Here is a 15031-nt window from a genome sequence, read left to right as displayed (position 1 = left end):
ATTTGACACTTTTTACATGTCTGCTTATAATAATAGTGGAGTTACGAGGGAGGGAGAATACATATGGAACATCGTCTTGAAAAAATAAAAAAACAGCTGCATTCCCAGAGCTATAAATTAACACCGCAAAGGGAAGCAACTGTACGTGTATTATTGGAAAATGAAGAGGATCATTTAAGTGCAGAAGACGTTTACCTCCTCGTAAAGGAAAAAGCTCCGGAAATCGGATTGGCTACGGTCTATCGTACGTTGGAACTGTTATTTGAATTGAAAGTTGTCGATAAAATTAATTTTGGTGATGGAGTATCCAGATATGATCTTCGTAAAGAAGGTGCCGAGCATTTTCATCATCATTTAGTCTGCATTGAGTGCGGCTCTGTAGAAGAAATAGAGGACGATTTACTCGACGATGTTGAACGGATTGTAGAAAGTGACTGGGGATTCAAAGTAAAGGATCACCGTTTAACCTTCCACGGAATTTGCCGGGCCTGCCAGTCTAAAGCAGAAGAGAAAGAAAAAGTATCCTCATAAATAGATTCATGCAAACCTGTTTCCTGTTATATGGAAAGAGGTTTTTCGTTTTCCGGGAAATTATAAAATCCAGACTATGTGGTAGTCGGGTTTCATCTATTTACAAATGAACCGTTTTCCGTTACGTTAGAATTGTGTGGAAATCTTAGAAAAATCGTATAAATCCTCTGGATATTGGCATATCTTGTACTAGGTTTCTTTTTACCAGACAGTAACTATAAAAGGAGATTTAGTGATGACAGGATGGTACCAATATTTCAAGGAGTTTTTAAAGGTTTTTCTGGTCTTTGTAATCTGTACTTTTTTCTTTTACTATGGCTTGAAATTGATGCATGAGGAATATGAGGATTTCCATCGCTACGACCAGCCAAAAGGGAATGCGGCTGAGGTTTTTCAGTTAGAGGATTCCCATTGGGTGGATCGGTTATCTATCTTTTTTCGATTAGGAGAATAGAATATGAGACATGAAACAAAGGATTTCTTACACTATTTGCAAGTTGAGCGGGGCCTATCAGAAAATACGCTTCGATCTTATGAAAGAGATTTACATCAATATACGACTTTTTTACAGGAAAAATGCGAGATTACAGACACAAAGGAAATCCAGCGTATTCATGTTTTACAATTTTTAAGCGACTTACATAATAAGGGTCGCACAGCTTCAACGACTGCAAGGATTCTTTCCACAATAAGAGCGTTTCATCAGTTTCTGATAAGGGAAACAGATATGGAGCATGATCCCAGTCTGCACATTGAAACGCCAAAGAAGGAGCGAAAGTTACCTAAAATCCTGTCCAGCAAAGAAGTTGAAGATCTGCTGGATTTACAGGGAAATGATGCATTAACCATTCGAAATCGAGCCATGCTGGAAATGTTATATGCAACCGGACTACGTGTAACAGAGCTATTAACGCTGACGTTAAATGATCTGCATTTAACGATGGGCTTTGTCCGGTGCTATGGGAAAGGATCCAAAGAACGGATTATTCCCCTGGGTTCTCATGCGGAAAAAGCCGTCGAACATTACTTGTATCATTCACGTTCCCTTTTATTAAAGGAAAAGAAAGAAGATGCACTGTTTTTGAATCATCGGGGAAAGGCGATGACCAGACAGGGATTTTGGAAGGTTTTAAAAGCGATTGCGAGAGAGAAGGGAATTCAAAAAGAAATTACTCCCCATACTCTCAGGCACTCCTTTGCAACCCACTTGCTTGAAAATGGCGCTGATTTAAGGGCGGTTCAGGAGATGCTTGGACATGCTGATATTTCAACCACGCAGGTGTATACACATGTAACGAAAGCAAGATTAAAAGATATTTATAAAAACTATCATCCAAGAGCATAGACCTTAATTTTTGTTTTTGGTTGTCTGACATCCTACAACCTTGCCTGAATTATATTCTTACTTGAATTAGGGAATGTCATAATATAGGAGGGATTATTGATGAAAACTTTTAAGCGAACTTTTTTAATTGTCATGGATTCGGTCGGAATCGGGGAAGCACCAGATGCACAACAATTTAATGATAAAGGTGCTGATACTTTAGGACATATTGCTGAGCGAATGAATGGACTGAATATGCCAAACATGGGAAAGCTCGGCTTAAGTAATATTCGCCAAATTCCTGGAATCGAACAAGCAAATCAGCCGGAAGCTCATTATACAATTATGCAGGAAGCTTCTAATGGTAAGGATACGATGACCGGTCACTGGGAGATTATGGGCTTATATATTGATAAGCCTTTTCGAACGTTTCCTGATGGATTCCCACCTGAACTGGTCAAGCAATTAGAGGAGAAAACCGGGCGTAAAGTTATCGGGAATAAACCAGCCTCAGGTACGGAAATCATTAAAGAACTTGGTCAGGAACATATGGAATCAGGAGCACTTATTGTCTATACGTCTGCTGATTCTGTTTTACAAATTGCTGCACATGAAGAAGTGGTTTCCCTTGATGAACTTTATGAAATTTGTGAAATTGCCCGAGAAATAACAAAAGATGAAAAATACATGGTTGGACGTGTTATTGCCCGTCCATTTGTTGGTGAACCAGGAGCATTTGAGCGTACTTCCAACCGTCACGATTATGCCTTAAAACCATTTGGAAGAACTGTTATGAATGACCTGAAGGATGAAGGGTATGATGTGATTGCACTCGGTAAAATTTCAGATATTTATGATGGGGAAGGTGTGACAAAAGCCATTCGCACAAAAGATAATATGGATGGTATGGATAAATTGGTTGAATCTATGGATGAAGATTTCCATGGCTTAAACTTTTTGAATTTAGTGGACTTTGATGCGAAGTATGGTCATCGCCGGGACCCGCAAGGATATGGAGAAGCACTGGAAGCTTATGATAGAAGGCTACCTGAAGTCTTAAATAAATTAAGGGATGATGACTTACTTATCATTACAGCCGATCATGGAAATGATCCTGTGCACCATGGAACGGATCATACCCGGGAAGTTGTTCCTCTTCTCGTCTACCATAATCAAATTGGAGAAGGGAAAGAGCTTTCTGTTCGAAAAACATTTGCTGATATCGGTGCAACCGTTGCCGAAAACTATCAGATTAAAATGCCGGAGCATGGAGAAAGTTTTCTAAAGGATATTGAGTAGGAGGAAAACACTGTGAGTCAAATGAAAGAAGCTGCAGCATTTATAACGAATAAGATTACAGGAAAGCAACCGGATACAGGCCTTATTTTGGGGTCTGGCCTCGGAGTGTTAGCTGATGAAATTGAAGATCCTATCGTTATTAATTATAAAGATATTCCTCATTTTCCACAATCCACAGTTGCAGGACATAAAGGTCAGCTTGTAATAGGAACACTTGAGGGAAAAGAAGTCATAGCCATGCAGGGACGTTTTCATTATTATGAAGGCTATGCCATGGAGCAGGTAACCTTTCCTGTAAGAGTCATGAAGGAATTGGGCGTTGAAAAATTGTTGGTAACCAATGCTGCTGGAGGAATTAATGAATCCTTCCAGCCCGGTGATTTAATGCTTATTCAGGATCATATAAATATGATGGGGGACAATCCGCTGATTGGTCCCAATGCAGATGAAATGGGTCCCCGTTTTCCGGATATGTCTCAGGCCTATGATCACGACCTTATCAAACTTGCAGAAGGCTGTGCCGATAAGCTTCATTTAAATATCCAAAAAGGAGTTTATGTCGGAAATACGGGTCCTTCTTATGAAACAGGTGCCGAAATTCGTATGCTGAGAACCCTTGGGGGAGATGCAGTAGGAATGTCTACAGTCCCGGAGGTTATCGTTGCCAATCATGCAGGACTTAAAGTGCTGGGCATTTCCTGTATTTCGAACATGGCAGCGGGGATTCTGGATCAGCCTTTATCCCATCAGGAAGTGATAGAAACGACGGAAAAAGTAAAACAGGACTTTTTATCCTTTGTAAAAGAAATTGTTCGTTCTTTACCTTAATAAACCCGCAATTTGAAAGGGTGACGGAATATGAGAATGTATGATGTGATTACAAAAAAACGAGATGGGAAAGCCCTGACGAAAGAGGAAATTGATTTTTTTATTGAGGAATATACACAAGGGAATATTCCCGATTATCAGGCCAGCGCTCTGTGTATGGCCATCTTCTTTCAGGACATGACAGAAGAAGAACGGGCGAATCTAACGATGGCGATGGTCAACTCCGGAGATACCATTGACCTGTCATCCATTGAAGGAATAAAAGTGGATAAACATTCTACAGGTGGTGTAGGAGATACAACAACCCTGGTTCTGGCTCCTCTGGTAGCATCTCTAGGTGTTCCGGTAGCCAAAATGAGCGGGCGGGGGTTAGGCCACACCGGTGGTACCATTGATAAATTGGAATCTGTATCAGGATTCCATGTTGAAATGGACAAGGATGAATTCATAGAACTAGTAAATCAGAATAAGGTTTCGGTGATTGGTCAATCAGGGAATCTTACACCTGCGGATAAAAAGCTTTATGGTCTGCGCGATGTAACGGCAACAGTAAATTCCATACCTTTAATAGCCAGCTCTATTATGAGTAAAAAAATTGCGGCTGGTGCCGATGCCATTGTTTTAGATGTGAAAACAGGTGCCGGGGCTTTTATGAAAACAGAAGATGAGTCGGAGGAATTAGCCAAAGCCATGGTATCTATCGGTAATCAGGTTGGACGCAGAACAATGGCGGTTATCAGTGACATGAATCAGCCGCTGGGTCATGCCATTGGAAATGCCTTAGAAGTTCAGGAAGCCATTGATACTCTGAAAGGAGAAGGACCTGATGATCTGACAGAACTATGTCTGACACTGGGCAGTCAGATGGCTGTTTTAGGAAACCAGGCTCAAACTCTGGATGAAGCAAGAAGCAAGCTTGAACAAAATATCCGTAATGGAAATGCTCTTGAAAAATTCCGTACCTTTTTAGAATCTCAGGGTGGAGATGGTCAAGTGGTTGAAAAACCTGAGTTACTGCCCCATGCCAAGTATAAAATTGAACTCCCTGCCCGGGAAAGCGGTTATGTGAGCGGAATGACCGCCGATGAGATTGGCAAAGCTGCGATGCATTTAGGTGCAGGCAGAGCAACGAAGGAATCTGAAATTGATTTAGCTGTAGGCTTAATGCTAAACAAAAAAATCGGTGACTACGCAGAAGCTGGTGAGTCGCTGGTAACCATTCATTCAAACCAGGAAAACATCGAAGAAATTAAAGAAACGCTTTATAAAAATATCCAGATTCAAAAAGACTCCGTAAACAAACCAAAACTCGTACGCAAAATTATTGAATAGTCTTCAAAAAGAAAATCCCGATTCAGTCGGGATTTTCTTTTTTATACTTATAAATTTAATCCATCATGGAAAAAATATGAAAGGAATCATGAAAGAGCTTGTCCATGTTCCAGTTTGAAAATGCAGGTCCTTTACTTGCATCAGAAAAATTCCTATGCAACAGGTATGGAGGGAAACTAATGAGAAAAATGGCAACAATGCTATCGATTTTTTGTTTACTCACATCAACTATGGTTTTACCCGTACAGGCAGAACAATCAGAAAAAACAGAAGTGGATTTGGCAGAAAATTCAAAGTCAGCTATTTTAATGGAAAAGGACACTGGTGAGATTCTGTATAAGAAAAATAGTGAAGAACGTCTCCCACCCGCCAGTATGACAAAGGTCATGACGATGATCCTCATTATGGAGGCCTTGGAAAGTGGGAAAATTAAGCGTGATGAAAAGGTACGGATCAGCGAGAATGCTGCATCTATGGGTGGCTCGCAAATCTTCCTTGAAGAAGGCGAGGAAATGACTGTAGATGACCTTTTAAAAGGGATTGCCGTTGCATCCGGAAATGATGCTTCCGTTGCTTTAGCTGAACGGATTGCCGGTTCGGAAAAAGCCTTTGTTGAACAAATGAATAAAAAGGCGAAGGAGTTAGGATTAGAAAATACAAAGTTTAAAAATACAACGGGACTGCCTGCAGAAGGTCACTACAGTACAGCGCAGGATATGGCTGTCATGGCGAAGGAACTTCTGAAGCATGAACAAATAACGGAATATACAAGCATTTATGATGATTATTTACGTAAAGGAACAGAGGATGAGTTCTGGTTAGTAAACACAAACAAGCTCGTAAAGTTTTATAAAGGAGTAGATGGATTAAAAACGGGGTATACAAGTGAGGCGAAATATTGTCTGACTGCGACCGCAAAAAGGGATGAAATGCGTGTCATTGCTGTAGTCATGGGTGCAGAAACGACCAAAAAGAGAAACAAGGATATTTCAGCTATGCTGGACTATGCATTTCAGCAATATAACACAAAACCGGTTTATGATCGGTTTGAGCAAGTGGATGAGATGAATCTGCTTAAAGCGGACAAGGCTAATGTTAAAGTTGTAACAGGTGATCAGGTTTCCATCTTAATGAAAAAGGGTGAAAAGGCTGAAAACCTTGAGCAGGTCATTGAATATAAAGAGGAGCTGTCGTTACCGCTTAAAAAGGGACAGGAAGTGGGCACCCTTAAATTAATGAATGATGAAGATGTTTTATCCGAGACCCCATTAATTGTGAATCAGGATATTCAGCAGGCCGGGATCTGGACCTTAATGAAGCGCACAATGAGTAATTTTTACAAACCGTTTTAAAATGTAAGTCATTTTGACGAAATTGCACTTCTTTTGTCAGCAAGCAGGAAATCAAAAGGACAAAGAAGAAAGACTCAAGGAGAAGTAAAGCAAGCAAAAAGGAGGCATTCAATCTTGAGTCTTTCTGTGCAATTTGAAAGTAAACATCAAGTATTGCTCGTAAGGTTAACGGGTGAATTAGACCACCATACGTCTGAAGATTTAAAACAGCAATGGCAGTCAGAAATGAAAAAGAGTGATATTCAGCATGTCGTTGTTAACTTAGAAGATCTGAGTTTTATGGATAGTTCAGGTTTGGGCGTTATGCTTGGCAGATATAAAGAGGTTCAGGAATTAGGTGGAGAAATGGTTGTATGTTCAATTTCTCCATCTGTTAAAAGGCTGTTTGAGCTGTCAGGTCTATTTAAAATTGTCCGACTGGAAGAAGATGAAGCTGAAGCGCTCAAAAATCTGGGGGTGGCATCATGAAAAATGAGATGCACCTCGAATTTTCAGCTATTAGTGAAAATGAGTCCTTTGCCAGGGTTACCATTGCATCTTTTATTGCCCAGGTAGATCCAACTATGGACGAGCTTACGGAAATTAAAACCGTTGTCTCTGAGGCGGTCACAAATGCGATTATCCATGGCTATGAAAAGGATGTAGACGGTAAAGTTTATATGGATTGTGTTCTGCATGATCAATTTGTGGAACTCACCATTCGGGATGAAGGAATAGGAATTGACGATTTAGATGAGGCCAAGCAGCCTTTGTATACATCAAAACCGGAACTTGAGCGATCCGGAATGGGTTTTACCATCATGGAGAACTTTATGGATGAAGTTGACATTCAATCTGAAAAAGGTAGAGGCACAACGGTTAAGCTGAGGAAACATTTTCAAAAAAGCGAAAACCTTGTGTGAATAAGGGGATATGTCTATGGATGTGGAACTGAAAACTTCCAATAGCGACAAGCCGTTGTCGGATGAAGAGGTGAAACAGCTAATTCATGAAAGTCAGCAAGGGGATCAGGATGCAAGAGATTTTCTGGTGGAAAAAAATACGCGACTTGTATGGTCAGTTGTACAGCGCTTTCTGAACCGGGGATATGATCCGGATGATTTGTTTCAAATCGGCAGTATAGGTCTGTTAAAGTCTATTGATAAGTTTGATCTTTCTTATGAAGTCAAATTTTCCACTTATGCAGTTCCTATGATTATTGGTGAGATTCAACGTTTCATTCGTGATGATGGAAGTGTCAAAGTTAGCCGCTCATTAAAGGAGACCGGTAACAAAATCAGGAAGAAACGGGATGAATTATCCAAGGAATACGGCCGCTCCCCAACCATACAGGAGTTAGCAGATGAAATGGATATTTCACCGGAAGATATTGTGTTCGCTCAGGAAGCATCAAAATCCCCTCATTCCATACATGAAACGGTTTATGAAAATGATGGAGACCCGATTACACTTTTGGATCAAATGTCCGATGAAGATTCGAAGTGGTTTGATAAAATCGCTCTGAAAGAAGTGATTCGAAATTTAGACGAAAGAGAGCGACTCATCATCTATTTGCGATACTATAAAGATCAAACACAGTCAGAAGTCGCTCATCGACTCGATATATCACAAGTGCAGGTATCAAGGCTTGAAAAGAAAATATTGGATCATATACGTGATCAAATGAAAACGTAAACTAAAAAATGTCAGCTGAAAAGCTGGCATTTTTTGTGGGTAATTATAAAATCTCGTGGAAAATAAATCAGGAGAGGCCACGTCCGGCTCCAGCGTCCAGCGACTAGCGAGACTTCCTTCACCTCCGTCCGATAAGTCAACATCGACTCAACAAAGTCTCGTCGTGTTTCCTTTTCCGCGTGTTAACTGGCTGTAAGACCCCCTGTTAATAAATAAATGGAGGTCAACAGCCAGTAAACACCCGATTTGTTCAACTAACAATCAGTTGGGGGACAACCCCCACTGATTGAAGTTTCACTTTATCTCCTCCGGCTCAGTCCAGTCCGTACGTCGCTAATAGAAAAGCGAAGGCGACCGTTTAGGCCCGACGGCATAAGCAGAATATCCGGAGTGGCCGCTTTTTGGCCATGGAGGCGAGGGGATTCTGCTTATGACCGCTTGGGCCTGGGAGCGCAGCTGGACAGAGAAAAGCGGAGGCGACTGTTCAGGTCATGCGGGATAAGACGAAGACATGGAGTGGCATGGTTTTGGCCACGAAATGGCTTTGGCTTATATCCGCGTTGACCTAGGAGCCGCAGCTGGACAGAGAAAAGCGGAGGCGACTGTTCAGGTCATGCGGGATAAGACGAAGACATGGAGTGGCATGGTTTTGGCCACGAAATGGCTTTGACTTATATCCGCCTTGACCTAGGAGCCGCAGCTGGACAAACGGGCGCTTCCGCCTTTGTTTTTCACCTGCTAACTTTTTGCATGAACAAACCGGCAGTTACACATAATAAACGTAAACTTCTCAACAAGAGAGGAGTGTTGTGCCATGGGGGAACAGGTTTATATACGATTACGTCATAAAATTAAAATACCTAAGGAAAAGAAGCTGCTGCTTAAGGATATAGCCTTTATAACCGCAAATGATCATTGGCGAAAGCTTCTGGAAAATACCTTTATCTATCAGGTGAAAAAGGACGATAAGAACATAGTGGTACTGGACATTTACTCGGTTATTCAACTTCTTGGAAATCAACACCCTAATTTGGAATTTCAATCGATTGGACCTAATCAGACCATTGCCTATATAGATGTTTCGCCAAAAAAGCCTCGTTTGTTCATCGTCGGTTTTATCTGGCTATTGTTATTTATTGGTTCCGGAATGGCTATTATGAACTTTCACTATGATGTGAGCATGCAGGAGGTCCAGCAGCATCTCCATTATTTGTTGACAGGCAAGAGCAATCCTTATCCTCTGTGGCTTCAAATCCCATATTCCATAGGCCTGGGGCTGGGCATGATCCTGTTTTTTAATCATGTCTTTAAGAAACGAATTAACGAAGAACCAAGTCCGTTGGAAGTAGAAATCCATAAATATCAGCAGGAATTGGATAATTACGTGATCCTACATGAAAACGAAATGAGTAAAAACGATGATCATGATTAAGCTGCTGGAAGTGATGATTGGACTTGCTTCCGGGCTAGCGGTAGGAGCGGGATTTGTCGCCTTTTTAACGGTTTTAGGAGTAATTCCCAGGCTGATCCAGCTAAGTAAAACACATGTCTTTACACAATATTATGAAACAAGCGTGATTGCAGGTGCACTATTTGGCACGTTCTTATCCTTCAGTTCTTTTGTTTTCAGCCTCCCCGTATTTATTGAAATGGTGTGGGGGTTATTTCATGGCATTTTTATCGGTATGCTGGCGGCTGCATTAACAGAAGTCCTTAATGTATTTCCTATCCTTGCCAAAAGAGTTGGTATGGATGGGTATATTTTGGGATTTTTAATGGCACTTGTTCTGGGAAAAGTTTTAGGGTCCCTATTCCAGTGGATGATTTTTGTGAAATGAGTTATTGGAGTGGTGATATGAGTAAAAAATTTGATAAGCAAAATTATAAAAATACGGTTAAATCTTATCAACCCAAACCAAATTTATTCCTTAATTGTGTTAAAGCCTTCATTATCGGTGGATTAATTTGTGTCGTTGGTCAAGCCTTAACCGACTTTTATATTGGCGTTTTTGGATACAGTGAAAAGGATGCAGCCAGTCCAACGGCTGCTACGCTGATTCTGATTTCATCTCTTCTGACCGGCTTTGGTGTATATGATAAGTTAGCCCAGTTTGCCGGTGCAGGTTCAGCTGTGCCTATCACTGGATTTGCCAATGCAATAACAAGTGCAGCTTTAGAGCATAAGAGTGAAGGCTTAGTTTTGGGTGTCGGTGGTAATATGTTTAAATTGGCTGGTTCTGTTATTGTTTATGGAACGGTTTCTGCTTATCTGGTTGGGATTATCCGGTACTTAATCATGCAATAAACAGGAGGATTTACATGGGTAAATTAGGGAAGCAGACATGGATATTTGAAAATCAAGTATACATTAATGAAACCGCAACTGTTGCAGGTCCCATGGAAGCACAGGGTCCTCTTAGCGAAACCTTTGATATCACTTTTGATGATTTACATTGTCATGAGGATAACTGGGAGAAGGCAGAACGAAAAATCCTCCAGCAGTCTATACAAACCTGTATTCAAAAGGCCAGATTACAAACAGATCAGATCGACTTAATGTTAAGTGGCGATTTGCTCAACCAAAATGTTACGTCAAATTATGCAGCAAGAACCTTGTCTATACCGATTTTAAATATGTTTGGGGCATGTTCCACCTCAATGGAAACGCTGGCTGTCGCTTCTGCACTAGTGGATGCCGGTTTTGTGAACAATGCGATTGCTGCCACCAGCAGTCACAATGCAACAGCAGAGAGACAATTCCGGTATCCCACAGAGTATGGCGGGCAAAAACCTGCTACAGCTACAACGACAATTACTGGCGGGGGGAGTGCATTAGTTTCTCAAAAGCCATCAACGATAAGAGTAGAAGCGGCCACAATAGGAAAGGTAATGGACTATCAGATGGGTGATCCATTTGATATGGGTTCCGCTATGGTTCCGGCAGCTTATGACACCATTAAAACCCATCTGGCTGATATGGGTCGTTCCCCGGATGACTATGACTTAATTGTCACTGGGGATTTGTCCTCTATTGGAAGTCCAATTCTTAAGGATATGATGAAAGAGGATGGAATTAATATTGATGACGTGCATAACGATTGTGGATTAATGATTTATAACAGTGATCAGCCTGTTTTCGCAGGTGGCAGTGGGACAGCCTGCTCAGCAGTTGTGACCTATGGACATATTGTATCCGAATTGCGAAAGGGCCGTTTGAATCGTGTGCTAATCGCAGCAACAGGCTCCCTTCACAGTCCGACAATGATCCAACAGAAAGAAACGATGCCATCAATAGCACATGGTGTAGTGCTGACGAGAGAGGAGTTGAGCTAATTGGACTATTTATGGGCTTTTCTCGTTGGAGGCGGAATATGCGTGATTGGACAAATTTTACTTGATGTAGCCAAGCTGACACCTGCTCATGTCTTATCTTCATTTGTTGTCACAGGTGCAGTTCTTGATGGGTTCAGTTTATATGATAAGTTAATTAAATTTGCCGGAGCTGGTGCTACCGTTCCTATTACAAGCTTTGGTCACTCCCTGTTACATGGAGCGATGAAACAGGCTGAGGATCATGGATTTATCGGAGTGGCCATTGGAATTTTTCAATTAACTTCAGCAGGTATAGCCTCGGCCATTTTATTCGGATTTCTCGTAGCAGTTTTCTTTAAACCAAAAGGATAATGGAAAGGGTAGATACGGCTTATGTCAAAGTCACAGAAGATTGCTGTATCCGAAAAGCTGACCGAAAATGAAAAGTACATGAAGGATCGTGTAGGTGTCGGAACATCCTTTGATCTCGGTTTCAGACAGATTAAGGTGTTAAAAAAGGATGTTGATATCTACTATCTGACAGGAATGTGCGATACAGCTTATATTATTGAAATCATAAAGAAATTGGTTGAAATCAATGATTTTGAATCTAATTATTCAAAGGTTAATGAAGTCATCCATAATCGACTGGTTCATCAGCAGGTAACAGAAGTCAAAACAATGGATGAAGCAGTTGATGAACTCCTCTCTGGTCTTATCGCTATTTTTGTTGATGGTGAAAAGCATGCGTTTATTGTTGATGTCCGTTCTTATCCGGGACGATCCCCTCAGGAGCCGGATACAGAAAAAGTGGTAAGAGGCTCAAGAGATGGTTATACGGAGAACATTATTGAAAATACGTCTCTTACACGCAGAAGGATTCGGGATGAACGTTTACGTGTGGAAATAACGAAGGTTGGTGAACGCTCCAAAACAGATGTCGTTTTTATGTACTTAAAAGATGTAGCAGATCAGGGGCTTGTGGACTTAATAAAAAATGAAATTGAAAATATAGAAGTTGATGGGATCTCAATGGCGGATAAAACGATTGAGGAATTTTTAGTGCATCAGGGGTTTAATCCATTCCCAATGGTCCGTTACACTGAGCGCCCGGATGTGGCTTCTTCACATTTGTTAGAAGGCCATGTCATTGTAATGGTTGATACGTCACCAAGTATGATTATTACACCTACAACTTATTTTCACCATGTACAGCATGCTGAAGAATTTCGTGAATCACCGGCAGCAGGTTCATTTGTAAGATGGATCCGCTTTTTAGGGATATTAGCGTCGATCTTTTTGCTGCCACTTTGGCTTTCATTCGTTTTAGATCCAACGTTGCTGCCTTCAGGATTGGAGTTTATAGGTCCTAAAGAAGAAGGGAACATCCCTGTTGTTATCCAGCTTATATTAGCTGATATAGGGATTGAGTTTTTACGGATGGCAGCAATTCACACACCAACACCACTGTCCACAGCGATGGGCCTAATTGCGGCTGTTCTAATTGGACAAATTGCTATTGATGTAGGCTTGTTTATGCCCGAGGTAATTCTTTATGTTTCAATTTGTGCAATTGGGGCTTTTGCAACGCCAAGCTATGAACTGGGTGTCGCAAATAAGATGACAAGGCTCTTGCTTATGATCTCTGTAGCTCTGTTTGGAATCAAGGGGTTTGCCATTGGAGGTACGCTTTATATACTGTTCCTTGTCAGCAGAAATTCCCTTAATACTCCTTATATGTGGCCGTTTATTCCATTTGATGCTAAGGGAATGAGCCAGATTCTGTTCAGAGTGTCGGTACCATTAACGAACCGTCGTCCAAGTATCGTACGACCAAAGAATGACCATAGACAACCGTGGAATTAAATATTGAAACAAAAAGAAGGATATGATAAAGTATTTCTATACTTTATCGGTACTATTATCTTGGGAGGCAGTGGCACTGTCTCCTTCTTTTTTAATTTACAGGGGTGAATGTGATGTCTACTAATAAATCTAATCATTTACATTTTGGCGGAATGGATATGCTGGAGCTTGCACAGACATATGGGACACCACTTTATGTTTATGATGTTCATAAAATCAGAGAAAATGCTAAAGCATTTGTGGATACATTTAAGCAACTTGAGGTACCCTTTCAGGTGGCGTATGCCAGTAAGGCTTTTTCCTCTGTTGCGATGCTTCAGGTTGCAAAGCAGGAGGGGTTAAGCCTGGATGTTGTTTCACAAGGTGAACTGTATACAGCTCTGCAGGCAGATTTTCCAGTGGAAAGAATCCATCTGCATGGAAATAATAAAAGTGCAGAAGAACTGGACATGGCGCTTAAACATAAAATCGGATGTATTGTTGTAGATAATTTTTATGAAATCAGTCTATTGGAAAATTTGGTAAATGAATATCAACAGGCCGTCAATGTTCTATTAAGAGTCACACCTGGAATTGAGGCTCATACGCATGATTATATTCTTACAGGACAGGAAGATTCCAAATTCGGCTTTGATTTATCGAATGGGCAGGCTGAACAAGCGCTGTTACAGCTTCTTCCCAATGAAAATATAAATGTGATGGGACTTCACTGTCACATCGGTTCGCAGATTTTTGAAACGACCGGTTTTGTTATGGCTGTCCAAAAACTCTATCAGACTATGAATCATTGGTATCAAACTCATCATTATATCCCTGAAGTTTTAAACTTAGGCGGTGGCTTTGGTATTAAATATACTGAGGAGGATGAGCCGAAACCGCTGGCTCAATATGCAGAAGTGCTGGTCCAGGAAGTGAAAAAACAGGCAGGACATTTTGGGCTTCCTGTTCCGGAAATCTGGATTGAGCCTGGTCGTGCGATTGTTGGTGACGCAGGGATAACCCTCTATTCCGTTGTATCTATTAAGGAAATCCCTGGAGTACGGACCTATGTTTCGGTGAATGGGGGGATGACAGACAACATCCGGCCTGCATTATATAACGCCAAATATCAAGCTGTCGTTGCAAATAAACTCCATGAAGCACCCACAAAGACCGTCTCCGTTGCAGGAAAATGCTGTGAAACAGGTGACATGCTAATCTGGGATGAAAAGGTGCCTGATTCAATAGAGGCAGGTGACATTCTAGCTATATTTTCAACTGGAGCATATGGTTACTCCATGTCAAACAACTATAACCGCTTTCCGAAGCCAGCTGTTGTATTCGTTGAAAATGGACAAAGCCAGCTCGTCGTCAAAAGAGAATCCTACCAATCCCTAACCCAGAACGACCTGTCTTATGAATAGAAAAGCGAAGGCGACCGGTTAGGTCCGACGGCATAAGCAGAAGATCCGGAGTGGCATGCTTTTCCGCCACGTAGGAGCTTATGCTTATGACCGCTTGGACCTGGGAGCCG

At 41.3% G+C, this 15031-nt stretch carries 17 protein-coding genes; all 17 read left to right on the top strand.

The window, feature by feature from the left end; all coding sequences use genetic code 11:
• Positions 1 to 63: 63 nt before the first annotated feature.
• Positions 64 to 531, top strand: a complete 468-nt coding sequence (gene fur / locus ABD006_RS01440) for a ferric iron uptake transcriptional regulator (RefSeq protein WP_343836733.1) — start codon at positions 64 to 66, stop codon at positions 529 to 531.
• A gap of 235 nt (positions 532 to 766) precedes the next feature.
• Complete coding sequence (locus tag ABD006_RS01435; RefSeq protein WP_343836732.1) at positions 767 to 985, top strand: DUF4227 family protein; 219 nt, start codon at positions 767 to 769, stop codon at positions 983 to 985.
• A gap of 3 nt (positions 986 to 988) precedes the next feature.
• Positions 989 to 1876: a site-specific tyrosine recombinase XerD gene (gene xerD, locus ABD006_RS01430; protein ID WP_343836731.1), complete on the top strand. Its 888-nt coding sequence runs from the start codon at positions 989 to 991 to the stop codon at positions 1874 to 1876.
• Between the two features lie 99 nt (positions 1877 to 1975).
• Positions 1976 to 3154: a phosphopentomutase gene (gene deoB / locus ABD006_RS01425; protein ID WP_343836729.1), complete on the top strand. Its 1179-nt coding sequence runs from the start codon at positions 1976 to 1978 to the stop codon at positions 3152 to 3154.
• 21 nt (positions 3155 to 3175) lie between these two features.
• Positions 3176 to 3982: a purine-nucleoside phosphorylase gene (locus ABD006_RS01420; RefSeq protein ID WP_343837732.1), complete on the top strand. Its 807-nt coding sequence runs from the start codon at positions 3176 to 3178 to the stop codon at positions 3980 to 3982.
• 30 nt (positions 3983 to 4012) lie between these two features.
• A complete protein-coding gene (locus ABD006_RS01415; protein WP_343836728.1) occupies positions 4013 to 5314 on the top strand; it encodes a pyrimidine-nucleoside phosphorylase in 1302 nt (433 codons plus the stop codon).
• Between the two features lie 179 nt (positions 5315 to 5493).
• Complete coding sequence (locus tag ABD006_RS01410) at positions 5494 to 6666, top strand: D-alanyl-D-alanine carboxypeptidase family protein (RefSeq protein WP_343836726.1); 1173 nt, start codon at positions 5494 to 5496, stop codon at positions 6664 to 6666.
• Positions 6667 to 6780: 114 nt separating this feature from the next.
• On the top strand, positions 6781 to 7134 hold the full coding sequence (gene spoIIAA, locus ABD006_RS01405) for an anti-sigma F factor antagonist (RefSeq protein ID WP_044157902.1): 354 nt from the start codon (positions 6781 to 6783) through the stop codon (positions 7132 to 7134).
• A complete protein-coding gene (gene spoIIAB, locus ABD006_RS01400) occupies positions 7131 to 7568 on the top strand; it encodes an anti-sigma F factor (protein WP_044157900.1) in 438 nt (145 codons plus the stop codon). Before spoIIAA ends, spoIIAB begins: the two co-directional genes overlap by 4 nt.
• A gap of 16 nt (positions 7569 to 7584) precedes the next feature.
• Positions 7585 to 8340: an RNA polymerase sporulation sigma factor SigF gene (gene sigF / locus ABD006_RS01395; RefSeq protein WP_343836723.1), complete on the top strand. Its 756-nt coding sequence runs from the start codon at positions 7585 to 7587 to the stop codon at positions 8338 to 8340.
• An 814-nt stretch (positions 8341 to 9154) separates the two neighbouring features.
• Positions 9155 to 9772, top strand: a complete 618-nt coding sequence (locus ABD006_RS01390; RefSeq protein WP_343836720.1) for a stage V sporulation protein AA — start codon at positions 9155 to 9157, stop codon at positions 9770 to 9772.
• The gene (locus ABD006_RS01385; RefSeq protein ID WP_343836718.1) at positions 9759 to 10178 is read left to right on the top strand and encodes a stage V sporulation protein AB; all 420 of its coding nucleotides are present in this window, start codon (positions 9759 to 9761) and stop codon (positions 10176 to 10178) included. The genes ABD006_RS01390 and ABD006_RS01385 overlap by 14 nt, the downstream gene beginning before the upstream one ends.
• Positions 10179 to 10195: 17 nt before the next feature.
• Positions 10196 to 10645 carry a stage V sporulation protein AC gene (gene spoVAC / locus ABD006_RS01380; protein WP_343836715.1) on the top strand — a complete coding sequence of 150 codons (450 nt, stop codon included), beginning with the start codon at positions 10196 to 10198 and terminating at the stop codon, positions 10643 to 10645.
• A gap of 14 nt (positions 10646 to 10659) precedes the next feature.
• Positions 10660 to 11673, top strand: a complete 1014-nt coding sequence (gene spoVAD, locus ABD006_RS01375; RefSeq protein ID WP_343836712.1) for a stage V sporulation protein AD — start codon at positions 10660 to 10662, stop codon at positions 11671 to 11673.
• Positions 11674 to 12024, top strand: coding sequence for a stage V sporulation protein AE (gene spoVAE, locus ABD006_RS01370; RefSeq protein ID WP_343836710.1), 351 nt, complete (start codon positions 11674 to 11676; stop codon positions 12022 to 12024).
• A 21-nt stretch (positions 12025 to 12045) separates the two neighbouring features.
• Positions 12046 to 13518: a spore germination protein gene (locus ABD006_RS01365; RefSeq protein WP_343836708.1), complete on the top strand. Its 1473-nt coding sequence runs from the start codon at positions 12046 to 12048 to the stop codon at positions 13516 to 13518.
• A gap of 113 nt (positions 13519 to 13631) precedes the next feature.
• Positions 13632 to 14921, top strand: a complete 1290-nt coding sequence (gene lysA, locus ABD006_RS01360; RefSeq protein WP_425542167.1) for a diaminopimelate decarboxylase — start codon at positions 13632 to 13634, stop codon at positions 14919 to 14921.
• Positions 14922 to 15031 lie beyond the last annotated feature (110 nt).

This window comes from Salinibacillus aidingensis, assembly GCF_039522525.1.
Taxonomy (GTDB): domain Bacteria; phylum Bacillota; class Bacilli; order Bacillales; family Alkalibacillaceae; genus Salinibacillus; species Salinibacillus aidingensis.
This window is presented reverse-complemented; position numbering and strand designations above follow the sequence as displayed.

Excerpts from the sequence above, each read along its gene's own strand:
- fur (WP_343836733.1), top strand. The coding sequence starts at position 64 with ATGGAACATCGTCTTGAAAAAATAAAAAAACAGCTGCATTCCCAGAGC.
- ABD006_RS01435 (WP_343836732.1), top strand. The coding sequence starts at position 767 with ATGACAGGATGGTACCAATATTTCAAGGAGTTTTTAAAGGTTTTTCTG.
- xerD (WP_343836731.1), top strand. The coding sequence starts at position 989 with ATGAGACATGAAACAAAGGATTTCTTACACTATTTGCAAGTTGAGCGG.
- deoB (WP_343836729.1), top strand. The coding sequence starts at position 1,976 with ATGAAAACTTTTAAGCGAACTTTTTTAATTGTCATGGATTCGGTCGGA.
- ABD006_RS01420 (WP_343837732.1), top strand. The coding sequence starts at position 3,176 with ATGAAAGAAGCTGCAGCATTTATAACGAATAAGATTACAGGAAAGCAA.
- ABD006_RS01415 (WP_343836728.1), top strand. The coding sequence starts at position 4,013 with ATGAGAATGTATGATGTGATTACAAAAAAACGAGATGGGAAAGCCCTG.
- ABD006_RS01410 (WP_343836726.1), top strand. The coding sequence starts at position 5,494 with ATGAGAAAAATGGCAACAATGCTATCGATTTTTTGTTTACTCACATCA.
- spoIIAB (WP_044157900.1), top strand. The coding sequence starts at position 7,131 with ATGAAAAATGAGATGCACCTCGAATTTTCAGCTATTAGTGAAAATGAG.
- sigF (WP_343836723.1), top strand. The coding sequence starts at position 7,585 with ATGGATGTGGAACTGAAAACTTCCAATAGCGACAAGCCGTTGTCGGAT.
- ABD006_RS01390 (WP_343836720.1), top strand. The coding sequence starts at position 9,155 with ATGGGGGAACAGGTTTATATACGATTACGTCATAAAATTAAAATACCT.
- ABD006_RS01385 (WP_343836718.1), top strand. The coding sequence starts at position 9,759 with ATGATCATGATTAAGCTGCTGGAAGTGATGATTGGACTTGCTTCCGGG.
- spoVAC (WP_343836715.1), top strand. The coding sequence starts at position 10,196 with ATGAGTAAAAAATTTGATAAGCAAAATTATAAAAATACGGTTAAATCT.
- spoVAD (WP_343836712.1), top strand. The coding sequence starts at position 10,660 with ATGGGTAAATTAGGGAAGCAGACATGGATATTTGAAAATCAAGTATAC.
- ABD006_RS01365 (WP_343836708.1), top strand. The coding sequence starts at position 12,046 with ATGTCAAAGTCACAGAAGATTGCTGTATCCGAAAAGCTGACCGAAAAT.
- lysA (WP_425542167.1), top strand. The coding sequence starts at position 13,632 with ATGTCTACTAATAAATCTAATCATTTACATTTTGGCGGAATGGATATG.